Consider the following 26,318-nt stretch of genomic DNA (forward strand, 5'->3'; position numbering starts at 1 on the left):
GTGGGAGGTATAAGGATGATAAGCATAAAAAATCTTAGCAAGAATTTTGATACTCCCTATGGGAAGATTGAAGTATTGAAAGGTATCAATCTTGAAATAGAAAAAGGAGATATATTTGGAATAATAGGTTTCAGTGGTGCGGGTAAATCTACGATGATAAGGTGCTTAAACCTGCTTGAGAAGCCAGATGAAGGTACAATCATTATAGGCGACAAGGATATGACTAGTTTAAGTAAAAAAGAGCTTAGAAAAGCCAGAGAAAAGATTGGCATGATATTTCAACAGTTTAATCTTTTTGATTCAAAGACTGTTTTTGAAAATGTAGCATTTCCATTAAAAGTTGCTAAATACCCGAAGGATAAAATAAAGGAAAGAGTACATGAGATATTGGAGCTCGTTGAACTATCAGATAAGGCGAAAGCTCATCCATCTCAGCTTAGCGGTGGGCAAAAGCAGAGAGTTGGAATAGCTAGAGCTCTTGCGAACAATCCGGATGTGTTATTAAGTGATGAAGCTACATCAGCATTAGATCCTCAAACAACCTATTCTATTTTAGAATTGCTTAAGAATATTAATAGAAAGCTTAATCTTACGATAGTACTCATTACCCACGAATTAGATGTTGTAAACTATTCCTGCAATAATGTAGCTGTCATAGAAAAGGGAGTAATTATGGAGAAAGGATCTACAGAACAGGTATTTTCAAATCCTAAAAGTGCTACGGCTAAGATATTTATTGATATTACTCGTAACCTTCAAATTGGTAATACGAAAGAGGTGGCTGTAGTATGAGTGACAATACTATGTATATCGTAATAAAGCAGGCGTTAGGAGAAACTATCTATATGTCAGTAGTCACTAGTGTATTTACATTTCTACTAGGTACGATTTTTGGTGTCATTCTAGTAGTTACTGAAAAAGGTAATATTTTGCAAGCGAGAGGATTTAATAAAGTTTTTGGAACGGTTATCAATATAGTTAGATCTTTTCCGACGATGATTTTAATTGTAGTTTTGCTGCCGCTATCACGGCTTATTGTTGGAACGACTATAGGTGCGAATGCTGCAATAGTTCCACTTGTTATAGGAATCGCACCATTTTTAGGAAGAATGGTTGAAAACAACATAAAGGAAGTAGAACATGGGAAAATTGAAGCGGCTGTGTCCATGGGAACTAAAGCTATTATAATTATTACTAGGGTGTTAATTCCAGAAGCATTACCTTCATTAATTAGAAGCTATACAATATGTATTATAACTGTAATAGGAAGCACAACTTTAGCTGGCGCAATAGGTGCAGGAGGCCTTGGAAGTGTAGCGTTAAGATATGGGTATGAAAGGTTTGAAACCAGCTATATGATAGTAACAGTAATAATATTAATAGCATTGGTTCAGATAATTCAGATATTAGGAGATATTGCCGCAAAGCTAATAATTAGAAAAAGATTTAAGTTTAATTAGTATATAAATTTTAACTCACTGCAAAAACCAGAGGTTAAAAATGAAATAATTCATTTTTGGCCTCTGGTTTGTTTTTGCAAGAATGAAATAGTATTAGCAAGTTAATAAAATCTTAAGAAAAACAATAGATATTTTTTAAGAACTTTCGTGTAAAATATGCTTGTACAATATGATAAGTAAGAGGGGAATTTACGTGAAGGGCATAAAAAAGATAGTATTAATTATTGTTACATTAGTAATTTCAGTAACTGTCATTGGAAAAATATATAATCAGTATTTCAGAAAGGACACATTAAGTCCCCAAATATATAGTAAACTCCAGCAGCGCGACTATAGATTAACGATGTATTCCAATGCTATAAAACTTAATAATGGAAAGTCTGCAAATACTTGTGTATTTTTTGTTTCTGAAGTACTTAGGAGCAATTCTGTAAAGATACCTTATGGAACTTGTAATACAACTGAGCTTTTAAATGATCTCAAAAAACTAGGTTGGAGAAAATCAACGGACTATACACGGTTAAAACCTGGAAACATATGTTTTACTACTGATGCATCAGGAAATAAAAATGGTATCCCAACCCATACTTATATTTTTATGAAATGGGTAAAACAAGGAAACTATGATAATGCTTATATATGTGATAATCAGGCTAAAGATTATAATGGAAAGATATATCATATAAGAAATGTAAAAAATAGTGTAATTAAGAGTAATAATGGGAAGGATGCATTCAGTTTTTTTATGATTCCATAGTTAGAAATTTGCCTGTTAAGCACCCCACGCTGAAATTGTACATTTTAGTGTGGGGTTTTACTATTCATAATTTTATGCTAGTTTAGTTTATCTTCTTCTTGCAGGCTCGCCAACAACTAGTGCTGATAAAGTAGAATGATTAGCATATATAGCTATTCCCGGCAGGGCTGTAGTTGTTGTAAGTTCTACTGAGTAAACATGGTGATCTAAGCATAAATCAGTATCAAATACTGAGAAAGATATTATAAAGGCTTGAGCACCATCTGTTCTTGTTATTGGAGTAAATGTCCATGCACCATCAACAGGAATCTTTTCTACTGGGCCATCAGTAAGTCTATATACTTGTAAGGATAAAGGTAATGGACCAGGAGTTGGAGCTCCAGTTCCGCTTGCAATTGCAGGTATAATTATATTTGTTGAAAAATCTAATTTTATAGTAGGATCGCATATACATTTAGTAAATAAGTTTAAAGTTGTTAAAGTTACTGTGGAATTAGCTGGTGAATTAGCTGGGAGAGTTGCGCTCCTTGGTTGACTATATTTTAATAGTACTCTATTGTCTTTGCAGCCCCAGCAGTCTTCTGCATGTTCTTTTACACAAGGATCTACAGGGTATTTATTATTAGCTGATAATAAATTCATATATTTATTCCTCCTCAAATTTTCACGTAATATTTATAATTAGAATTCATAAAAATTTATGCAGTTAGTATTTTATGACAAATATTATAATATATTATATTAGAATAAATTTTTAATGGTACTATTATATTTTGCATTTATTTATTGCCATCTTCAGTTTGAGTATCATCATTAAACAAATTATCGAGAATCTGATCAGGGAAAAACTGTGGTACTGGTGCTTGTTCAAATAGTTCACAAGGGTCTACTTCGGGTTCAACTTCGCATTCCTCTGGAGCAGGGCAATAACCATAAGTTGGTACTAACAGCTGAACAATGAGTTCACATTTTACAATAAGGAATACGCCGAGGACTATGTCTAGAACGGTATTGCAATGTTCATCCGTGTTGAATTCACCCTTTAAGCAATCGGCTACCATTTCCAATTTAATTATTCCAGCATCAAGATTGGTTGAATCATAAGTTGAATCAAAACTAGCGGAAATTTGTGCTATAGAATCTGGACAATATAGTTTACATATTTCTTCGGTTCTTTGAACTTGAAAAAATTCATTTTGTGTTCTTCCACAATCATCGATATAGTCTGCGAAAAATGAAATTACAAATGAAACGACAACTTTTTTGTAATCTGGTTTACCTAGGATAGGTATTTTTTCTACAGATGTAAGCTTTAAATCGAAATTTCTGCATCCTACAAATATGCGAGGATTGTTTAAAGGATTGCTTCTCAATTCTTCATCAGTTGTAGGAGTGTCAACACCGTCCATATATGATAAACATCTTTTTATAAGGCATTGATCAAAAACTTTAGGTACTTCAATACACACTAATTCTTTTGGATCACTCAGGCGACCTTGTTTATTAACAATGCCTGGACGGGGAATAAACTCATCACGAGTAATAGCCATATATAAACCTCCTCAAATAAAGTAATAGGTAAGTAACATGTATTTCTAATATACATACTATACAATTGAAAAATATATGTGATACTAAACAAACAAAATTTATAAAAAACTATATAAATTACCAGTATTGGTATAAAATTTATCAATTAATATTTAGAGGAGTGAACATAAAATGAAATCCATACCTTGGATTTATTATGATGCAGAGGGATATTTAAAAAGGTTATATTTAACAGAGAATGGTGATCTAGTCAGAGAAACTTTATATCAGAACAAGTGGACAGATAAGCAGCAAATAGACAGTGATGTAGTGGATATGTCATTGTATGAGGATATGAGTATAGTGTATATAAAAAAGAAAGGAATTTTAAAGCTGGCTGAGTGGAAGGATAATAGCTGGAAAAATGAAACTATATATGAATTTAAAGAACTATTATTTGGATTGTACGAATTAAAGAGTTATATGATAGATGGAAAAATCAACATTTTTGTACTAAATAAGAAGAGTGTAAAGAATGCATTTATAGTACATCTTATCTATGACGGAAGTTTGAAGTCAGTGAATACAGTGTGCAGCCTCCAACTTGTTAATGAAGCTGTTCAGCATTATGAGGTAGAGTATAATTTAAATGAAAAAGTGATAGATATAATCTTTATAACGAAAGAGGGTAGTGAGGCTGTAATAAAAACTACACAATGTAAAAATGAACTATGGAAAATACCTGTAAAATTGTACGGTATAAAAGGTAAAAATGCGGAATTTAAAACTTTAAGTTATAATAATAGGACTAATATTTTAAATTGTTCTAGGGAATATTCAACTTATTGCTTGGAACATGTTGCATTGTATGAAAAAGCAGATATGGTATATAACAATATCTATGAAACGACAAGTGATATTGATGATATAACAATAGTTAATATAAATGATATTTTATATGCAGTATGGAAAGAAGATCAAAGGATATTTTGGACAGCGAATAAGAAAAAATGGACAAATGTTTCAGAATTGAAAGTAAATAACGCAGATAGTATAATACTATGTAGATTTTCCAATCTAAGTGATAGAAATATTGTAGCTAAATATGTTTTCTTACAGATTGATCCAGACGTAAAAGTATTAATGCCAGAATTTAAAAGCGTCAATGCTATAGAAAGCAGTAGCAGTATTTTTTCTAATAGCGGAAGCACGGCAAGTTCTTACAAAAAAGCAGAGAAAAGAGAAGAACTGCTTTATAGTGTAAGCGAAAATTATGATAAAAAAATTCAAATACTTAAATATCAATTAGAAGAAAAAGAGAAAAATCTAGGTGTTTTAAAAGCTGGATATGCGCGAATAACGGATGCGAAAAGGAAGTCTGATGAAAATCTGGAAATTATGAATGGAATACATGAAAACATGCTTAACGAATTTGAGCAATTTAAAAAACAGCAGGAGACACTAAAAAAGGAGGTTGATAAGTTAAGACAGGAATTAAAGATAAAAATTGTAGAAAGTGAAAATATGAAAAAAAAGGTTGATTCTTTTATAGAAGAAAATGATATTTTAAAAAAACAGTTGGAGCAGGAAAAAAATAGAGGTATATTAAAAATGTTTAAAAAGAACAGAAACTAAATTGTCATATTGTTTAAATTGACTAAAGGATGAAGCAGTGATAACATATATGCAATAAAGTTAACGCTATAATTTAAGTGTATTGTGAACTAACTAAACAATTTAAATAGAAATAATCTAAAATAAAAGTATAAAATTGTAAACTAATTAGCAATGCCGAATGAGAAATTATAAATAAAGGTAAAAATTCGGCTGTGCTGAATTTAATTCGCAATTCTTCATTTGGCATTCTTAATTATACATTTTTATTATCGGAGATGAGGGTTATGAGGAATCTATCGTTAAAAAACAAGACAGGGTTAACTGAAGAACAATTTCTGGAGAAGTATAAACATGAATACCATGGAGCACCTGCCAATACGGTGGATATGCTCCTTTTTACGATTGATGAAAATCCCGTGGAGGATGTTAGAAAGCTTCCTGAAAAAGAACTAAAGGTTCTTCTTATAAAGAGGGGAGACCATCCATTCATGGGATGCTGGGCAATACCAGGAGGTTTTATTAATACATATGAATCAATCAGTGAAGCTGTTTATCGTGAATTAAAGGAAGAAACTAATATTGATAATGTATATATGGAGCAGCTTTATACCTGGGGAGATGATGTAAATAGGGATCCGAGAATGAGAGTTATATCTATTTCCTATATGGCTTTAGTTGATAAAACTAATATTAAACCTAAAGCAGGGGATAGAGCCCAGGAGGTGAGTTGGTTTTCAATTAAAAAAGAGTTTGTAAGTACTTATTATGATAATGATGATAAGCAGAGAGTAAATGAATATATTATCAGATTTACATCTGACGATGGAAATTGCATTATTGAATATATAATCAAAGAAAAATACATTAAGAAGGGTGTAAGCACATTTAAAGAGTTTGAATATGTACCGATGACTCGAAACACCGATGAATTTGCTTTTGATCATATTAAAATTATTGATGCAGGTCTAGAGAGACTTAAAAATAAAATAGAATATACACCTATAGCATTTAATCTATTACCTAAATATTTCACATTAACAGAGCTGCAAAAAGTATATGAAGTAATACTTAATAAAAAATTACTTCGAGCTAATTTTAGAAGAAAAGTTGCTCCAATGGTTATTGAGACAGAGTATATGTCTCATAGTGGAGGGCATAGACCTGCCCGATATTACATGTTTAATGAAAATTGGGAACATTCATATTTTGAAGAATAATAAGAACAGTTAATGCTATATGTGCAAATTCGAGAGGAAGGATATATTTATGGATAAGTTTGAACAATTAAAAAAAGAGGTTATAGGTAGTGAACTTAATTTTAATGAACTAGATATGAACATGACAGTGCTAGTGGTAGTGGATATGGTAAGAGGTTTTATGTATGAGGGAGCTCTAGCATCACCAAGAGTTATAAGCATAATTCCTAAAATAATGGAACTTGTAAATAAGTGCGACAAAGCTGATAAAATTTTTTTTGCTGATTGCCATAAGGAGAATTCAGTTGAGTTTAAAAGCTATCCAAAACATTGCATAGAAAATACCAGTGAAGTAGAGCTTGCCGAGGAATTAAAACAAGCAGCTGCTGATAATAAAAATATACATATAATATATAAAAATAGTACCAATGGCTTTCATGCGCCTGATTTTCAGAAATGGCTGTCTCAAAATAAAGAAAAAATAGATAACTATATAGTTGTTGGTTGTGTTACTGACATTTGTTGCCTTCAATTTACGCTGACGCTAAACAGCTATTTTAATGAATATAATTTGAAAAAGAGAATTATTGTACCTGAGAATGGCGTTGAGACATATGATTTTGGTGTACATAATGGTGAACTTATGAATATGTTCGCACTATATAATATGAAGATAAATGGAATTGAAATAGTTAAATAATTTTAAGGGTCCATGACTGAGTATGTACAAAATTTACAACGAGTCATGGACTCTTAAAAATTATATAGTAGTTACTTTAAGAAAAGTTTGTATAGAAATTACTTAGCTGAGAGGATGGCTAAGAATTTTTATTATTGAAGCTAGATTTTCTTTAATAGCATTATTTTTAAATACGCTTGAGCCAGCAACTATTATGTCTACACCGGCAGCGGCGATATCAACGCAGTTTTCTATAGTTACCCCTCCATCTATACTAATACTGAAAGTATAGTTATTTTTTTCTTTTATATTTCTAAGTTCTGTTACTTTTTCTAGAGTATATGGTATAAACTTTTGACCGCCATATCCTGGATTAACGCTCATTATGAGTACTAGATCAATTTTATGCAGTACAGGAAGTATGCATGAAACTGGCGTAGCTGGGTTTAAGGCAATTCCAGCTTTTACATTACAGCTTTTTATATGGTCAATTAATCTGTCCAAATGTTTTTCGGTTTCGTAATGTACGGTAATCAAATCTGCACCTGAAGACGCAAATTCATCTATGTAACGGGAGGGTTCATCAATCATAAGATGAACATCAAATGGAAGAGAAGAACAAGTCCTAATAGATTTTATTATAGGAAATCCAAAGGATAAATTAGGAACAAAGTTTCCATCCATTACATCGATATGGATTAAATCCGCACCTGAATCCTCTAAAGTTTTTATTTGAGTACCAAGTTTTGAAAAGTCTGCGGATAAAATTGATGGGGAAATTTTTATCATAAGAATACCTCCTAAAGATCTACTAAACCTTTATAAAATAAAACGGCGGCATAGTATTTTTCAAAATGATTTATTTGTTATTAGTATTATATGTTCATGAATAGTATATTATAAAGATTAGCAAAGTTCAAATAACATAAAAAACTATTGCCAATATACAATACTGTTTGAAAAATCTAATATGTAAGGTATAATGATTAATATAATGTATAATAGCCGATTTAATTTAATATATAAATAAGGGAATTTTTGAGAGAGTAGGTGTACAATTGGAGGCAGTTCTAAATACGGTAAAAAAAATTGCAAAGGATTATCTAGTACCAGTTCTAATAGCTGTAGTTTTATTTATTTTAATAAATAAATTTTTGCTTTTTAAAATCAGTATTCCATCTTCATCTATGTATCCAACACTAAAAATAGGTGATCAGGCTTTTGCCACAAGGGTATATGGTGAAAAAAGCATAAAAAGAGGAGATATATTAATATTTTATTCTAAAGAATTAAAGGAACTTCTCATAAAGAGAGTCATAGGGCTTCCAGGAGAAAGAGTTAAAATAGATAAAAAGGGTCAGGTATACATAAATGACAGCAAAATAAATCAGTCATATGTAAAGAATAAAAGCGATGAAACCGGCAATTTCAAAGTTCCTGCTCATAGCTATTTGTTTCTAGGAGATAACAGAGCTAACTCATGGGACAGCAGATATTGGGATAAGCCCTATATAAATATAAAGGACATTAAAGGTAAAGCGAGAGTTATAGTTTTCCCTTTTAATAGATTCAGATTTCTTAACTAAAACGAGAGGGGTGGAGTACTGCCTGTAATAGAAAATATATTAATTAACTCTCTAAATAGGATAATAATTCTTTTATCAGTAAATTCACTGGGATTTAGATTATGATTTTAATATTTGTATATATTACAGCAGGATTATATGTTTAAAAATAAAAGACTAAGCATTATTTTAATTAATATAGCAGTTATTATAGTCGCTATTTTGGTATTCAGGAGTGTTGCCGCTAATATGAGCAGCAAGAAGATTCCATATAATAAATTTGTAGAAATGTTAAATAAAAAGCAGGTAAAAAAGGTTGTTATTCAAAATGATAAAATAATAATAATGCCAAAGAAAGGTACGAAAGAGGAGAAATCTATTCTTTATACTGGTGCTATAAATAATGATAAATTAGTAGACTTACTTGAAAAATCAGGAGCTGAATATAGCCAGAATGTATCGGAAAGCAATCCACTCATAACGTTTTTAATATATGGTGTATTTCCTATTTTTATAATATTGATTGCTGCAAGATTTCTTTTTGGAGCAATGGATAAAAAAATGGGTGGGGGGATTATGTCTTTTGGAAAAAATACAGCTAAGCTATATGCAGAGAGTCAAACTGGAAAAACTTTCAACGATGTGGCTGGACAGGAAGAAGCTAAAGAATCACTTGAAGAAATAGTAGATTTTCTTCATAATCCTAAAAAATATACAGAAATAGGTGCAAAGCTTCCTAAAGGAGCCTTGCTTGTTGGACCTCCAGGAACTGGAAAGACATTGCTGGCAAAAGCTGTAGCTGGAGAAGCTAAGGTCCCATTCTTTTCACTTAGCGGTTCCGATTTTGTAGAGATGTTTGTTGGAATGGGCGCATCTAGGGTAAGAGATCTATTTAGTCAGGCTGAGCAGAAGGCTCCATGTATAGTATTTATCGATGAGATAGATGCTATAGGTAAAAGCAGAGATGCTAGTATGAATTCTAATGATGAAAGAGAGCAAACATTAAACCAGCTGCTTTCTGAAATGGATGGTTTTGATTCTTCTAAGGGTGTTGTTATACTAGCAGCAACAAACAGACCTGAAATATTAGATAAAGCTCTCTTAAGACCTGGAAGGTTTGATAGAACAGTAATTGTTGATAAACCTGATTTAAAAGGAAGAGAAGCTATATTAAGAGTACATTCTAAAAGTGTTAAAATGGATAGTACAATAAGCCTTGAGGATATAGCTAAAAGCACAGTTGGAGCAGTTGGAGCAGATCTTGCAAACATTGTGAATGAGGCTGCTTTGCTGGCAGTAAAGAATAATAGAAAAGTAGTATGCCAGGAAGATCTGGACGAAGCTGTAGAAGTTATAATAGCAGGAAAAGAGAAGAAAGATAGAATTATGTCACCTAGAGAGAAAAGGATTGTTGCTTTCCATGAAGTTGGTCATGCACTTGTTACAGCTCTTTTGGATCATACGGATCCAGTGCATAAAATTACAATAGTGCCAAGGACTATGGGTGCGTTGGGGTATACTATGCAGCTTCCGACAGAAGAAAAGTATCTTGTGTCAAAAGAAGAGATGCTAGATCAAATTACTGTTATGCTTGGTGGAAGGTCAGCAGAAGAGATAGAATTTGGCTCAATATCAACTGGTGCATCAAATGATATTGAAAGAGCAACGGAAAGTGCAAGAAGCATGGTATCTATTTATGGAATGACAGATAAATTTGATATGATGGCTTTAGAATCAGTTAAGAACAGATATTTAGATGGTAGACCAGTTCTTAATTGTTCTGAAACTACAGCTACAGAAATAGATAATGAAACGCTTAATATAATTAAGCAGTGTCACAACAAAGCAAAAGATATATTGGATACTAATAGGGATTTGTTAACAAGGATAGCAGAGAAACTTTTGGATAAGGAAACATTGAATGCAGATGAATTTATGTCATTTATTGAGCACAGGAATGATAACCCGGAACTTTAGGCAAACTAAGCTAAAAGAATTGGGGGTATAAATATGAATAATGAATATAAAGCAGAAAAAGAGGAAGCAATGCTTAGCAGCATTAAACAAGAAGCCGATAGGCAGGAAGAAAAAGACAATCTTGAAAAATATGTGGACATAATCAAAGCCGAGATACTTAAATATATAGGTAAGAGAAAAGAGTTATCTGAATATATACTTGAATATCGAAAAAATGTTATGGATGAGTATAGAGATGATGAAGATAAGATAACGGAATACTTTGATCATGAGAGATTTGTTAAGGAAGAAGCTTTTAAGAACATAGATAGAAGATTGAAAGAACTTCTCATATTAAAATATAATCCATATTTTGGAAGAGTAGACTTTAAAGAAGAAGATTCTGATAACGAAGAAAAAATATATATTGGACGTTTTGGTGTAACTCCAGAGGGAAGTTATGAACCTTTGGTAGTAGATTGGAGAGCACCTATATCAGCACTATTTTATAATAGTGAATTAGGTAAATCTAAATACAATGCACCAATGGGTCAGATTAATACAGATGTATTACTGAAAAGGCAATTTGTTATAAAAAGAGGTGTGCTGGAAGGTTTTTTTGATTCTGCATTAGACGTAAAAGATGCAATACTTCAAATGGTTCTTACAAGAAATAGCTCAGAGAAGCTTAAGGATATTGTTATGACTATCCAGAGAGAGCAAGATGAGATTATAAGACAACCTCTTCATAATATAACTGTGGTTAATGGTGTAGCTGGAAGCGGTAAAACCACTATTGCTCTGCATAGAGTTGCTTATCTATTATATAATTATAGAGATACACTCCAGGATAAAGTGCTTATATTAGGTCCTAATGGGATTTTTATGGAGTATATTTCAACCGTCCTGCCAAGTTTGGGCGAAGTCGGGGTAAAACAAAGGACATTTAATGAGTATGCTATGTCACTCTTAAAAATAGATACTATAATGCCATTTAGAGATTATATGGAAAAGATAGTGTCTGGTGATAAAGAGTTTATTAATGATGTGATTTTTAAGCAGAGCAAAGAATTCATTCATATGCTTGATAGAAAAATAGAAGACATAGATAACGATTACTTCGATATAGAAGATGTGTATTTGAAGGATAGATTAATTATAGATAAAGATGGAATAAGAGAGCTGTTTGAATCGTATAAGGATATGCCTCTGTTTAGAAGAAGTAAGAAAGTAAGGCGAATATTGTTTAGAAAGATTAGCGACGTAAGAGATGAAATAGTCTGGAATATACAGAGAAAATATAAAGAGAAAGTCGCATCAATGAGTAAGCATGAACTTGAACTTTATGGTAATGAGATGGATCTGGAACGAAGAAATGCTATAAGAGAGACAATAAGGGCGGTACTTAATTGTAAGGAGACTTTAAAATGGCTTTCTGAAGGAGATATTACAGAGATATATGAGAATATTTGTAATAGTCCATATTTTACGCAGGATGATTTGTCTCCTATGCTTTATCTTATGATAAAGCTTAATGGAAGAAACAACAAAGAATTGATAAAACATGTGGTTATAGATGAAGCGCAAGACTATAGTTTATTACAGTTTATTGTGATAAAGATGATTACAGATTGTAAATCTATGACAATAGTCGGTGATGCCAACCAGAGAATGATTCCATATACTGATGAGCTTCCAATGCAAGAGCTTGAAAAAATATATTCTGATTTGAAAGTTAATAATTTTTATTTAGATAAAAGCTATAGATCTACTCAAGAAATAATGGAATATGCCAATACGTATTTAGAGGAGAATAAAATAATTCCTCTTGTTAGACATGGCAGTGAAGTAAATGAGATAAACTGTGACAGTGATGAAAAACTTACTGATATAATAAATTGTAAAATTAATGCTTTTAAAGAGGAAGGTTATGAAACGGTGGCTATTATAACAGAAAATATAGCTGCAGCTAGAAATATACATGGATTAATTAATGAAAAAGTAAAAGTATCACTGCTGGATAATGAAGATATTATATTCAGTGGCGGAAATGTAGTGATTCCAGTATATTACGCAAAAGGTCTTGAATTTGATGCGGTAATAATAATAAAAGAAGATAATGATATATTTTCTGAGGACAGCAGGCTTAATTATATTACTTGCACTAGAGCTTTACATCAGCTTCATATAATAAAAAGAACTAGGAAAGGTTGATAACTATGTATCCAATAAAGCTTAAGAGTATTTATTTTGAAAAAATATGGGGAGGGAGAGATCTAAATATTTTTAAAGATGATGTTCCTGATGGAAACATAGGTGAAAGTTGGGAAGTATCTTGTCATCCTCATGGAACTAACATTATAATTAACGGAGAGTATCAAGGACTTAAATTGACAGAACTTATTAATAGGGAAGGCAAAAATATTGTTGGAAGTAAAATGCCTACTGAGAAATTCCCGCTGCTGCTTAAATTCATTAATTCTGCAGATAAGTTATCCATTCAAGTTCATCCTGATGATGAATATGGAAAAAGAGTTGAAAATGAATTAGGTAAGACAGAAGCATGGTATGTAATGGATGCTAAGGAAGGCGCAGCTCTTATTCTGGGAGTAAAGGAGAACTGCTCAAAGGAACAATTTAAAAAAGCAATAGAAAATGGAACACTAGAAGATTATATGGAAAAGATTCCTGTGAAAAAAGGTGATGTATATTTCATAAAAAGCGGACTTATGCATGCTATTTGTGAGGGAGTTATAATAGCTGAGATCCAGCAGAATAGTGATACTACATATAGAGTTTATGACTATAACAGAGGAAGAGAACTTCATGTTCAAAAGGCTTTGGATGTAGTAAACTTAAGCCTTCATAGTAAAAATTCAACTGGAGTAAAAATCCAGAGGGAAGGTTATTGCAAAACTTATCTTTGCGAGTCGAAGGAATTTGCTTTAGAAAAATATACAATAAATACGGAAGCAACCGAGATTAGTAATCCAGAAAGATTTTATATATTTACCTGCATAGAGGGACAAGGTCAGGTAGAATATAGTAATGGAAAAGAAACTATAAAGAAGGGTGAAAGTGTATTAATACCTGCAACTCTTGGTAAATACACTATTAGCGGAAACCTTGAATTGCTTAAAATGTATGTGCCAAATCTTGATAAGGTTAAAGAGGAAATACTTAGTGAAGTAATTAAATAATTTACAAAAATAAAACGCTGAAGATCAATTTGTTTGAAATTTAGTGTTTTATTTTATATATGGCAAATTTTTTCATAATCAGTGTTTTTATATAGAGGTATAGTTTCTATCCACAGTTATTATACAATTATATTCAGGAAAACGCTTTTTGACCTTTTCTTGTATTTTTTCTTTTAATATAACTGTATCATTGTGTTTGATTTTTAGAGAAGGATTTATTACAATATCAAATATTAGATTCTTGCATATTCCCTTCCCCACAATTCTAAAATCGTGGATTGATTCTACCATTTTAAATTCTTCTAAAATTTGTAGAAGATGCTCCTTGGTTTCTAGAATTTCATTGTCGTCTACGTTTATTGGATCCATATGAATCACAAGAATTATATTAAGTTTCTCTGAAACTTCTCTTTCAGCTGTATCTATCACCGTATGAATATCGGTAATATCCATATTAGCTGGGACTTCAGCATGAATAGATGCCATACATCTGCCAGGACCATAATTATGGATGATCAAATCATGAACTCCGCTAATAATAGAATAGGATAAAATATTATTTTTTATAGAATCAACAAGTTCTTCGTCTGGAGCTTCTCCTAACAATGGATTTATAGTTTCTTTAACCAGTTTAAAACCGGAGTAAACTATTAGAGCTGCTACAATCATTCCTATGTACCCGTCCACTGGTATAGAGGTGAATTTAGAAAGCAGCAGTGAAAGAGCAACTACGCTAGAAGTAATGACATCACTGAGTGCATCCAATGAAGAAGCTTTAAGTGCTGATGAATTAATTTTGTTCCCAATAAAGGAATTAAATTTTGACATCCAAATTTTAACGAAAATAGATAATATCATGAGAATAAAAGGTACTATTTCAAAGATTACCTTTGAAGGATTAAATATCCTATTGAAAGAAGTCTTAACAAATTGTATTCCAACAAACATAACCATAAATGATACAGCAAGTGCTGATAAATATTCAATTCTTCCGTGTCCAAACGGATGTTCATCATCAGCGGGCATACTGGAAAGTTTAAATCCAATGATTGTAATAAGGGAGGAAGCAGTGTCACTAAAATTATTGAAGGCATCTGCAGTTATCGCTATACTGTTTGTAAAAATTCCTACAGAAAGTTTTACAGCAAACAATATAACATTAACAATAATCCCTACGATTCCAGCAAGAAGGCCATAGGTATTTCTCACATTTGAACTTTTAGCATTTAAACTATCTTTAATGAACTTTTTAACCAACCAGTTTGAAAACAAAAAATCACCCCAAATCATAAAAATGTATATAGGATTGTTACTTTAAGTATATATTGTGTTAATATTATAAATATATTACGAACCAAGAAAGTGAATTAAATGAAGATAATGTTTAGCAATTAATGTATGCTTTAAATAGGTAAGAGAAAAGAGAGAAAAGTGAAGGAAGAAATTCCGCTATGCGGAATTTCTGAGAATTAAAATCTGATTATCCGCTACGACTTTTTAAAAACTAAGACTATACCTAGTATTACAAAAGGATTATCAAAATAATAAGGATTATCTGTACAATCAAAATTCAGCATAGCTGAATTTTAACCTTCATTTTTCTCTTTACTCTTAACTCTCATACCTATTTAATGCACTTTCCCTCTGCTTTGCCGCCCTGAGCATTTGGTTAGTAATATATTTATATTGTATCATAAAAGATAGTATCAAACTTAATTACATTTAGAATGGAGTGGTTAACAACGAGTATGGAACAAGAAATAAATTATGCAGAAGAGTTGTTGGATTTTATTTATAAAAGTCCTTCAGCTTTTCAGGTGGTAGACAATGTTAAAAAAATATTGAATCATAATGGATTTGTTCAGCTTAACGAAGATCAGAAGTGGCATTTAAGTAAGCAAGGTAAATATTATTTAACAAAAAATGATTCTGCTATATTAGCCTTTATTGTTGGAACTGGAGAAATTGAAGAGGATGGGTTCAAGATAATAGGTGCTCATACAGATTCTCCAACGTTTAAGATAAAACCTAATCCTGAGATAGTAACAGATGGATACATAAAGTTGAATACGGAAGTTTATGGAAGTGCAATATTAGGTACATGGTTTGACAGACCCCTATCGCTGGCAGGAAGAGTTACTGTAAAATCTGACAACATATTTCCAGAAACGAAGCTTATAAATATATGCAGACCAATATTGACAATACCAAGTCTTGCTATACATCTTAATTCTGAAGTAAACAAAGGAATTAACTTAAATAGACAGAAAGACATATTACCTGTTTTAGGTCTTATTGATGAGAGATTAGAAAAAGATAATATACTATTAAAATTAATAGCTGGAGAACTAGGTATTAATATGGCAGAAATATTGGATTTTGAGTTATATCTTTATCCATTTGATAAGGGACGTATAATAGGTTTAAATAATGAGTTGATATCATCGCCTAGGTTAGATGATCTTGCAATGGTACATAGTGGACTAAATGCACTTATTCAAAGTAAGCCAAGCAAAGGTATTAATATATTGCTTTGTACTGATAATGAAGAAGTAGGAAGTTCAACTAAGCAGGGAGCGGCATCAAGTTTTTTAAGGGATACATTGGAGAGAATAGCTTTTGTTTTTGGTAAGGACAAAGAAGATACACTCAGATCCTTTGCAAAATCATTTATTATTTCAGCTGATCTAGCACAGGCAGTACATCCGAATTACGGAGAAAAATATGATCCTACAAATAGAATTAATATTAATGAGGGACCAGCAATAAAGCTTAGTGCAGCTCAAGCCTATACCTCTGACGCTATATCATCTGCAGTATATGAAAATATATGCCAAAAGGCAAAGATACCAGTACAAAAATTTGTAAATAGATCAGATGAAAGAGGGGGAACGACTATTGGACCCATTTCATCAATCAAATTGCCAATTAATGGTATTGATGTAGGAACACCATTACTTGCAATGCATTCAGCATGTGAATTAGGAGGAGTCAAAGATCACAGCTATATAACGAAATCATTTATTGAATTTTATAATATCTAAGTATAATAAATTGTGAAATAAGTGGAATAATAATTTAAGCAAACTAAAATCATTATGTGAATAGACTGTGAAGTAAATGAGTGATTTAAATGGAAACAATGTTATAAAATACTCATTTAATTCGCAATTTATTTATGGTATGCAGCTATGATGCGTGAGGAGTTGATTAAATTGTTATACATATATTTCACAATTTTGATTTTAACGTCAGTGGTGGTTATATATATACTTAATGAAGATAAAATTGTATCGGAAGATAACATAATGGAGGATGTACCTAATATTTATGTGAATAGTGAAGAACTTGCTAAACATGCAATTAAACTGTCTGCATTTTATTCTGAGACAAAGAACATCAAATTTAATCGTAAACTTATTAAGAGTCTTCAAGTAAGCTATAAAAACATACTTAAAGGTTATGACTTTATCGAAAAAGATATGGATGAGAAAACTGAATTAATGCCGGCAGCAGAATGGCTTTTAGATAATATATATCTGGTACAGAAAGAATTTAAAGATATAAAACATAATATGCCTGAGAATTATTATAAAAAGCTTCCTGTGGTAAGCAAAGGCATAATGAAAGGCTATCCTAGAGTATATCAAATTGCTGTAGAAATAGTTTCACATACTGATGGTATTGTAGATGAAAACATAATAAAGAATTTTATTGAGAATTATCAGAAAAATACTGTGCTAACTACTGGTGAATTGTGGGCTTTACCTATAATGCTGAGAGTGGCGTTAATTCAGAATATTAGTGCAATAACGGATAAAATTGTTTTCGGACTTAAAGAAAAGAAAAGAGGAGATGCTCTTTCATCTAAAGTTATAAATGCTTATGGGGATAAGAAGTTAGATGAATTTATAACTGTTTTACAGGAATCAAAGATAGCTATTTCTTCCCATTTTGTTGAAAGATTTATTAAAGTTTTGAGGGATAATGCTGTAGATAGCGATGGAATTTATAAATGGATCAAAGATAGGCTAGATGAGAAGCAGTGGGATATGGATAGTATAATCAGTGTAGAGCATCATAAAGAAGCGAGCTACCAATTCTCACTTGGAAATAGTATAACTTCAATACGAAATATAACAGCACTAAATTGGAAGGATGTATTTGAAAAGCTAAGTTATGTAGAACAAATATTAAGAGAAGACCCAGCAGAAGTTTATAGTAATATGGATTTTGAATCTAGAGATTTTTATAGACATAAATTAGAGAAGATAGCTAAAAAGATAGATACGGGAGAATCTTTCGTTGCAAAGAAAGCACTAGAGTGTGCTCGCCAGGCTGTAAAGGACGGAAAACAGGATTATGAAACGCATATTGGATATTATATTATAGATGACGGGGAAAGATGTCTTAAAGAAAAATTGCCATATAAACATTCTTTTATAGAAAAGATGTCAGCTAATAATAGCAGCAGTAAAATGAAAATTTATATGACTGCCATAATACTTAGCTGTGTGTTACTAGAATCAGCAGTTCTTTTGGATGGATATAGAAGCGGTCAGAATATTACCATATGGCAGTATATTATTTGGGCTATTGCGATACTAGTACCGATAAGTGAGATAGTTATCTCTATATTAAATTTAATTATAAATACGGTATCAACGCCACGGTTTATTCCTAAAATTGAGTTTAAAAAAGAAATTCCAGAATCAAGCAGAACAGTAGTAGCTATACCAATGCTTATTAGCAATGAAAACAGAGTTAAAGAGATTATTGGTAAATTAGAAGTGTACTATCTTGCCAACATGGATAAGAATATATATTTTGCACTGCTAGGTGATTTTAAAGATAGCGACAAAGAGTATGAAGCATCAGATACAGTAATAACTCAATGTGTATTAAAAGAAATTGAAAAGCTTAATAAAAAATATAGTGTAGATAGTGATATTTTTTACTTTCTCAGCAGAAAAAGGTGCTATAACCAAAAAGAAAAATTATGGATGGGCTGGGAAAGAAAGCGCGGAAAACTTATGGAATTTAATTCGCTGCTAAGAGGTAAGGAGGATACGAGTTATTCTATAATTAGTGGTGATATAAGTGAGCTGAAAAAATCGGTTTATGTTATTACACTTGATGCTGATACAATGCTTCCAAGAGATTGTGCTAAAAAGTTGATTGGTGCTATGTCCCATATATTAAATATTCCGCATATTGATTCACAAAATAGAGTGGTTTCAAGGGGATATGGAATAATGCAGCCAAGAATTACTGTTGGCTGTTCCAGCGCTAATAAAACTACTTTTTCAAAAATTTTTTCAGGAGAAACCGGAATTGATATTTATACAACAGCAGTATCGGATATATACCAGGATATATTTGGAGAAGGCATTTTTACCGGCAAAGGAATCTACGATATAGATACTTTTACTGCTATGTTGGAGAATAAAATACCAGAAAATGCAGTGTTAAGCCATGATTTATTAGAAGGCAGCTATGTGAGAACAGGTCTGGTAACTGATGTAGAACTTGTCGATGGATATCCGGCTTATTATAGTTCGAGTTGTAAAAGACTTCATAGATGGGTAAGAGGAGATTGGCAGCTGCTTCCATGGATTCCCGAAAAACGCGGTTTGAATACGTTGTCAAGATGGAAAATTATTGATAATTTAAGAAGAAGTCTGCTCGCACCGTCGATAGTTATATTGCTACTTCTTTCGTTAACTATATTACCACTTAGAAGTTTGTGTATTTTTATCGCTTTTATTTCTGCAGTATGCCAAATCGTATTTCATGTATCAGAAGTTGTTATAACTCCTGCTAAGGCTATGAATATGGGCGGCAAACTAACAAATGTTAAAATTGGAGGAAAGCAGATTTTACTATTATTTTCGTTTATCCCATATCAGGCATTTCTTATGCTGGATGCAATAGGGAGAACATTATATAGAATAATGATTAGTAAACGTAAAATGCTTCAGTGGCAGACAGCGGAAGATGTAGAAGTAAATGCTGGAAAAAGCTTTGAATATTATATAAGGATGATGTGGCCGGGCAGCATACTAGCGCTTATTATTGAGATTCTGGCTTTTTATGAATCTATAAATATGGGTATATTTATGCTGCCAATAACTTTGTTATGGTTTGTAAGCCCTTATAGTGCGTTTAATGTAAGTAAAGATATAACAAGTAAAATGTACAGCATTAATAAAGAAGATAAAAATATTTTAAAAAGGCTGGCAAGGGAGAACTGGGCATACTTTGAAGATTTCGTAAATACAGAAAATAACTATTTAGGCCCTGATAACTATCAGGAGGATCCGCCTAACGGAGTAGCTCATAGAACTTCACCGACTAATATAGGTATGGCGATGTCTTCGAATATATGTGCTTATGACATGGGGTATATCGGACTTTATGAAGCCGTAGATAGAATAGATAAAACGCTCACGACAATTGAAAAATTAGTTAAGTATAGAGGACATTTATATAATTGGTACGATACCCTTACCAAGGAACCTTTGCATCCAAGGTATATATCAACAGTAGATAGTGGAAACTTAGTTGCCTATATGTGGCTTGCAGCATCTTGCCTGAAAAATTATATGGAGAGACCTGCTATTGATGTGAATAGGTTCCATGGTATAGAGACAACTATGCAATTAGCGCAAAGGGAAATTGAGCAGAAATGTTCGGTAAAAGATGAATATAAGATTTATATTGAAGAAATATCAAATATAAAAATAGATTTTATTGAGATGAAAGACTTTGTAAGGAAGTTATGGGGAAAAGTAGCTGAGGTAGAAAAGCAATATAGTAATATAAGTATATATTGGAATTCAAAATTGAAAAGTGATTGTAGCAAGCTCATCAGCGATATCCAAAGGTTTGCACCTTGGAGTGAGATCTTGAAAAATTTAGGTATTAACGAAAGGGATAAAGAAGAGTTATCTCTAGTGATGACATCTTGTTCTATAAATTCAGCTGTTAATGAACTTGAGGTAAGAGTTAATGAATTTGTGCCGGAGAACAACGATGAAATTGAACTTGCTAAGCTAATGACATTGTCTTTAGAAAATTTGAAGGAACATAAAAGTAAAACTGAGAATGTTATAGAAAGATTAAAGCAGTTTGTTCAGAATACTGATTTTACAGTCTTATTTGATAATAGTAGGGAATTATTCTCTATTGGTTATGATATTGAAAAAGACATGATAAACAATTGTTACTATGATATGATGGCATCTGAAGCAAGACTTGCAAGTTTTATAGCTATAGCTAAGGGTGACATAGCGCAAAGTCACTGGTTTAAACTTAGCAGAGCGATGACTGTTATTGGCAAGAATAAGGGGCTAGTATCATGGAGCGGTACAATGTTCGAATATTTTATGCCAATATTAGTTATGAAAAATTATGAGGATAGTTTATTAAATGAGACTTACAAATCTGTAGTTGAAGGTCAGAAAAGGTATTGTGGAGCAAGAGGAGTACCTTGGGGAGTATCAGAAGCTGCATTTTATACTTTTGATGCAAGTAGAAATTATCAATACAAAGCTTTCGGTATTCCTGGAATAGGATTAAAGCGAGGCTTATCATCTGAATTGGTTATATCTCCTTATTCTACAGTAATTACATTACAGGTAGCTTTAGAAGATGCAATTAAAAATATAAAACGGCTGTTAGTGGAAGGTATGGAAGGAAAGTATGGATTTTATGAGTCAATAGATTTTACTAAAGATAGGCTTCCTAAAAGAAGTAGTAAAGTGATAGTGAAATGCTATATGATTCATCATCAAGGAATGAGCTTAATGGCGTTAGACAACGCTATAAATAAAAATTCATTAGTCAATAATTTTCATGAAATACCTGAGGTGAAAGCTACAGAATTACTGCTTCAGGAGAAAGTACCCCAAAATATTACTTATGATAGAGAAATAGAATTTAATGTACATGATACTAATGAAGAAAAGAATACTGTAATTGTGAGAAGTTATAAAGGAGCCATGACTGAAATACCCGAAACTCAGCTTATGTCCAATGGATCATATAGTATGATGATTTCAAATAGAGGAAGCGGATATGCTAAAATAGGTAAAACTATGCTGTACCGTTGGAGAGAGGATGCTACCAGTGATATTGGTGGTATATATATTTTTATAAAAGATATAGCTGCCGGCAGACTGTGGAGTACTTCATACGAACCTCTAAAAAATCAAGGCGATGAATATGAAACAATATTCTCAGTGGATAAAGTTGAGTATAAAAGGAAAGATGGGGATTTTATTACTTATACGGAGATAGCTTTGTCCAGTGAGGAAGATGCAGAAATAAGAAGAGTTTCAATTACTAATCACGGAAATGAAGAAAAAGTATTAGAGATAACTACCTATGCTGAGGTTGTACTTACAGAGTATACTGCAGATTTAGTGCATCCAGCTTTCAGTAATCTATTTATAAATACAGAGTACGAGGATAATACTGGTGCAGTGTTAGCTAATAGAAGACCTAGAGATAAAAAGCAAAAGAGTAAGTGGCTCATGCAGGTAATAAGCTTATCAGGAGAGACGGTAGGAAATATTCAATATGAGACGAACAGAAGTAATTTTATAGGAAGAGGAAGAAGCATATATAATGCAGCTGTATTGGATAGCAATGCACCACTTCAAAATAATGTAGGTGCAGTAATTGATCCTATTATAAGTATGCGAAGAAGGATTAAGATACTTCCTGGCGAAACTTTTAAATTTGTTCTCACTACTGCTGCAGGCGAATCAAAAGAGGCTGTAATTGAATTAGCTAAAAAGTATAAGGAATACTACAACTCTAGTAGAGTATTTGATATGGCATGGAATCAGGGAATGGTTGAAATGAAATATATGAATATAAAATCTACTCAGATAAATCTATATCAAATTATGGCTTCTAGAATTATATTTATAAGTGATCAGATGAGACTCAGAGAGAAGATGATAAAAAGCATTAAAAATCATCAATCTGATTTATGGGGCTATGGCATATCAGGAGATATACCAATAGTAACGCTTATAATACGTAATGAAAATGATGTAGACATAGTGAAACAGCTCGTAACAGCTCATGAATATTGGAATAGAAAAGGATTAAGTGTGGATTTAGTTATAATAAATCTTGAAGAAACTTCATATTCGCAGCCGCTGCAGAATAGAGTTATGGAGTTTGTAGCTAGAAAAAGAGTAGATAAGGAAGGTTATGGTAAAATACACCTTTACAATAGGGTAAGTATGAGTGATGAAATTATTAATTTTATTACTGCGATATCGAGACTTGTAATTGATTCCGAAAAAGGAAGTATACTGGAACAAATAAATAGAGGAAATATCAATCAAGTAGATTTTATAAAAGTAAAAAATATGGATAACGAAGTTGATGAAAAAGAAGTAGTCAATTACATTAGATTAAGCAGCAATAAAAATAGAATTAATTCATCTCAAAAAGAAAGCAGAGAACGAACTGAAACAAAGAAAATGTTTAAGTGGAGCTTTAAAAATGCATTTAGCATGGAATATGCAACTGACATAGCAGAAATGGAAAGAGAAACTACTGAAGATGCTTTTAATATTTCTGATTTGGATTTTTATAACGGGTATGGCGGATTTAAACATGATGGCAGTTCATATATAATATTGCTAGATAAATTTAAAAACACACCAGCGCCATGGATAAATGTAATATCAAATGAAAAGTTTGGTTTTCATGTTTCAGAAGCAGGGTCAGCTTACACCTGGAGTCAAAACAGTAGAGAAAATAAAATAACTACATGGACCAATGATCCTGTAAGTGATATGCCAGGGGAAGCATTATATATACGAGATGAAATTAGTGGAAATGCATGGAGTATAACTTCTAAACCAATTCGTGACAATGGGAGATATGTGATTGAACATGGATTTGGTTATTCTAAATTTATTCATAATGTAAATGGAATAAAAGGTACAGAAGTTATGTTTGTCCCCAAAAATCAGAGCTGTAAGATATGTATTGTTACATTAGAGAATATCAGTGCTGTTGATAGAACTTTATCGGCTACATATTATAGTGATATAGTATTAGGAGTAGTGCCTCAGCAGACAGCACAATATGTAGTCACAAATATAAATACAGATAGAAAATATATATATGCTCAAAATCCATATAGCGAACACTTTGGTAACGGTAAAGCATTTTTGTGTATGATAGGTGGAAAAGAAGAAAGTTTTACAGGCTCAAGAAAAGATTTTATTGGAGAAGGGCAAAGTATATTTTCGCCGGAAGCTATGCGTGTTTCTAAATTGTCAGGAATTTCAGGAGCAGGTATGGAACCATGTATGGCAGAAAATGTAAAAATTGAGCTAAAGCCGAATGAAGAAAAAAATATAATAATATTATTTGGTCAATATGAGTCAGAAGAGCAGATTGAGAACTGTATAGATAAATTTAAAAACCAAGAAATATGTGAAAGAGAATTTGAAAAAGTAAAAGATTATTGGAAACAACTTCTAGGCAGGTTGCAAGTAAGAACTCCTGATAAATCTATGGATTTATTACTTAATGGATGGCTTCTTTATCAGACTATCTCCTGTAGATATTTATCAAGAACAGCTTTTTATCAATCAGGAGGAGCATATGGCTTTAGGGATCAGCTGCAAGATTCAATGGCTATAGGTTTTGTAGAAAGCGATATTACAAGGAAACAGATAATAAGGAGTGCAGAGAGACAGTTTATAGAAGGAGATGTACAACATTGGTGGCATCCTATAGTAGAAAGTGGCATACGTACAAGGTTTTCAGACGATTTATTATGGCTTCCATACGTAGTCATCGATTACATAAATAACACCGGTGACTATACAGTTTTAGATGAAAAGGCAGATTATATAATTGAGAAACCGCTTGAAGAAGGAGAGGATGAGAGATACGGAGTAAGTACTGAAAGAGGAGGAATTGCACCTATTTATGAACACTGTAAAAAAGCCATAGAAAGGGCACTCAAATTTGGACCGCATAATATACCACTAATGGGAAGTGGCGATTGGAATGACGGAATGAATATGGTTGGAAATAAGGGAAAGGGAGAAAGTGTATGGCTTGGATGGTTTCTATATATAATACTAGATAAGTTTAAAGAAATATGCAAAACTAGACAAGATATGGATGCATATAATAGATATTTCGAGGCACAAAATTATATAAAGGAAAATATTAATATCAACGCTTGGGATGGTAACTGGTATAGAAGAGCTTATTTTGACGATGGTACGCCACTTGGCTCCATACAAAATGATGAATGCCAAATTGATTCTCTTTCTCAAAGTTTTGCTATAATTAGTGGCGCAGGAGAAAAAGATAAAAATAGACTTGCGTTGGAAGCAATGGAAAAATACCTTGTGAAGGAAGATAAAGGTATGATATTGCTCCTTACACCTGCATTTAACAATACTGAAAAGGAGCCTGGATATATAAAAGGATATTTATCAGGTGTAAGAGAAAATGGAGGACAATATACTCATGCAGCTATATGGGTTATCATGGCTGAAGCTATTGCAGGAAATAAGGATAAGGCATGGAGATACTTTAACATGATAAATCCCATAAACCACTCTGAAACACCATTGGAATGCGAAAACTACAAAGTTGAACCCTATGTAATGACAGCTGACGTGTACTATAAAGAAGGATTAATAGGAAGAGGAGGCTGGAGCTGGTACACAGGTGCAGCTGGATGGATGTATAGAGTTGGAATTGAATCAATATTAGGGCTAAAATTTAGAGGAAAAGAGGGCTTTACAATCGAACCTTGTATTCCACATAACTGGAACGAATACAGCATTAATTACAGTAAAGGCAATTGCGTCTATGATATTCAGGTAAAAAAGGGCCAGAATAAAGGGATAATTATAGATGATAAATTGGCCGAACGAAACATAATACCATATTTTCCAGAGGGAACACATAAAATAATAGTTACAATCTAAAAAAATCGGCATCTGCCGATTTTTTTAGTCTCTAGGAATTTATAATTTTTGCCAATTGTGGATAACTTTTAATTAATATCAAGATACACCACTAAATAGTAGAAAAGGTGGTTGCTAAATAAAAAAACGGTACAGCGTGTTTACGAAGAAGTTAAAAAGATACAGTAATATATTTTGAAGTTAGTGAATTAAGATAGAAAGGTAATAGAATTAATAAAATAAAAGTAATTTGTTAATATTAAGAGTTAGGGCATTAAAAATGGTTACATCCGACGGAGGCATTTGGAGTGAGTTTAGCAATTATCCGTGTCTTTTAGGCAAATTTCCGTTAAGATGGCGAATTGTTTGAGGCACAGCTGAGTTATGAG

General features: G+C 32.2%; 16 protein-coding genes. 12 read left to right on the plus strand and 4 right to left on the minus strand.

Annotated elements, in window-relative coordinates; translation table 11 throughout:
- Window positions 1-15: 15 nt before the first annotated feature.
- The 3 genes from CLORY_RS05350 (at window position 16) to CLORY_RS05360 (ending at window position 2,217) form a co-directional block, all read left to right on the plus strand.
- Window positions 16-792, plus strand: a complete 777-nt coding sequence (locus tag CLORY_RS05350; RefSeq protein WP_079422482.1) for a methionine ABC transporter ATP-binding protein — start codon at window positions 16-18, stop codon at window positions 790-792.
- Window positions 789-1,460: a methionine ABC transporter permease gene (locus CLORY_RS05355; protein ID WP_079422483.1), complete on the plus strand. Its 672-nt coding sequence runs from the start codon at window positions 789-791 to the stop codon at window positions 1,458-1,460. The genes CLORY_RS05350 and CLORY_RS05355 overlap by 4 nt, the downstream gene beginning before the upstream one ends.
- A gap of 202 nt (window positions 1,461-1,662) precedes the next feature.
- Window positions 1,663-2,217, plus strand: coding sequence for a hypothetical protein (locus CLORY_RS05360; RefSeq protein ID WP_479723560.1), 555 nt, complete (start codon window positions 1,663-1,665; stop codon window positions 2,215-2,217).
- Window positions 2,218-2,304: 87 nt separating this feature from the next.
- Here CLORY_RS05360 and CLORY_RS05365 read toward each other — a convergent pair whose 3' ends face one another.
- Both CLORY_RS05365 and CLORY_RS05370 read right to left on the minus strand, forming a co-directional pair.
- The gene (locus CLORY_RS05365; protein ID WP_079422485.1) at window positions 2,305-2,859 is read right to left on the minus strand and encodes a DUF4489 domain-containing protein; all 555 of its coding nucleotides are present in this window, start codon (window positions 2,857-2,859) and stop codon (window positions 2,305-2,307) included.
- A 137-nt stretch (window positions 2,860-2,996) separates the two neighbouring features.
- Entirely contained in the window at window positions 2,997-3,767 is a 771-nt protein-coding gene (locus tag CLORY_RS05370) for a hypothetical protein (RefSeq protein WP_079422486.1), read from the minus strand.
- A gap of 172 nt (window positions 3,768-3,939) precedes the next feature.
- Between CLORY_RS05370 and CLORY_RS05375 the strand changes: the two genes are divergently transcribed.
- The 3 genes from CLORY_RS05375 to CLORY_RS05385 all read left to right on the plus strand — a co-directional run bounded on the left by CLORY_RS05375 (window position 3,940) and on the right by CLORY_RS05385 (window position 7,260).
- Window positions 3,940-5,382 carry a coiled-coil domain-containing protein gene (locus CLORY_RS05375; RefSeq protein WP_079422487.1) on the plus strand — a complete coding sequence of 481 codons (1,443 nt, stop codon included), beginning with the start codon at window positions 3,940-3,942 and terminating at the stop codon, window positions 5,380-5,382.
- Window positions 5,383-5,648: 266 nt separating this feature from the next.
- A complete protein-coding gene (locus tag CLORY_RS05380) occupies window positions 5,649-6,581 on the plus strand; it encodes an NUDIX hydrolase (protein ID WP_079422488.1) in 933 nt (310 codons plus the stop codon).
- Between the two features lie 49 nt (window positions 6,582-6,630).
- Window positions 6,631-7,260, plus strand: coding sequence for a cysteine hydrolase family protein (locus CLORY_RS05385; protein ID WP_079422489.1), 630 nt, complete (start codon window positions 6,631-6,633; stop codon window positions 7,258-7,260).
- A 102-nt stretch (window positions 7,261-7,362) separates the two neighbouring features.
- On the opposite strand, the gene rpe is transcribed toward CLORY_RS05385, so the two are convergent.
- Window positions 7,363-8,028 (minus strand): ribulose-phosphate 3-epimerase, encoded by a 666-nt coding sequence (gene rpe / locus CLORY_RS05390; protein WP_079422490.1) that lies wholly within the window; start codon window positions 8,026-8,028, stop codon window positions 7,363-7,365.
- 269 nt (window positions 8,029-8,297) lie between these two features.
- Between rpe and lepB the strand changes: the two genes are divergently transcribed.
- The 4 genes from lepB to manA all read left to right on the plus strand — a co-directional run bounded on the left by lepB (window position 8,298) and on the right by manA (window position 13,960).
- Window positions 8,298-8,825, plus strand: a complete 528-nt coding sequence (lepB, locus tag CLORY_RS05395; protein WP_079422491.1) for a signal peptidase I — start codon at window positions 8,298-8,300, stop codon at window positions 8,823-8,825.
- Between the two features lie 138 nt (window positions 8,826-8,963).
- Window positions 8,964-10,781: an ATP-dependent zinc metalloprotease FtsH gene (gene ftsH, locus CLORY_RS05400; RefSeq protein ID WP_079422492.1), complete on the plus strand. Its 1,818-nt coding sequence runs from the start codon at window positions 8,964-8,966 to the stop codon at window positions 10,779-10,781.
- Between the two features lie 33 nt (window positions 10,782-10,814).
- The gene (locus CLORY_RS05405; protein WP_079422493.1) at window positions 10,815-12,974 is read left to right on the plus strand and encodes a HelD family protein; all 2,160 of its coding nucleotides are present in this window, start codon (window positions 10,815-10,817) and stop codon (window positions 12,972-12,974) included.
- A gap of 5 nt (window positions 12,975-12,979) precedes the next feature.
- Window positions 12,980-13,960: a mannose-6-phosphate isomerase, class I gene (manA, locus tag CLORY_RS05410; RefSeq protein ID WP_079422494.1), complete on the plus strand. Its 981-nt coding sequence runs from the start codon at window positions 12,980-12,982 to the stop codon at window positions 13,958-13,960.
- An 87-nt stretch (window positions 13,961-14,047) separates the two neighbouring features.
- On the opposite strand, the gene CLORY_RS05415 is transcribed toward manA, so the two are convergent.
- Window positions 14,048-15,232: a cation diffusion facilitator family transporter gene (locus tag CLORY_RS05415; RefSeq protein WP_079422495.1), complete on the minus strand. Its 1,185-nt coding sequence runs from the start codon at window positions 15,230-15,232 to the stop codon at window positions 14,048-14,050.
- 476 nt (window positions 15,233-15,708) lie between these two features.
- Between CLORY_RS05415 and CLORY_RS05420 the strand changes: the two genes are divergently transcribed.
- Together CLORY_RS05420 and CLORY_RS05425 are read left to right on the plus strand one after the other, a co-directional pair.
- Window positions 15,709-17,004, plus strand: a complete 1,296-nt coding sequence (locus CLORY_RS05420) for a M18 family aminopeptidase (protein ID WP_079422496.1) — start codon at window positions 15,709-15,711, stop codon at window positions 17,002-17,004.
- A gap of 171 nt (window positions 17,005-17,175) precedes the next feature.
- Window positions 17,176-25,950 carry a glycoside hydrolase family 94 protein gene (locus CLORY_RS05425; RefSeq protein WP_169911542.1) on the plus strand — a complete coding sequence of 2,925 codons (8,775 nt, stop codon included), beginning with the start codon at window positions 17,176-17,178 and terminating at the stop codon, window positions 25,948-25,950.
- The last annotated feature ends 368 nt before the right edge of the window (window positions 25,951-26,318 follow it).

It is taken from the genome of Clostridium oryzae (genome assembly GCF_002029235.1).
Classification (GTDB): Bacteria; Bacillota; Clostridia; order Clostridiales; family Clostridiaceae; genus Clostridium_AE; species Clostridium_AE oryzae.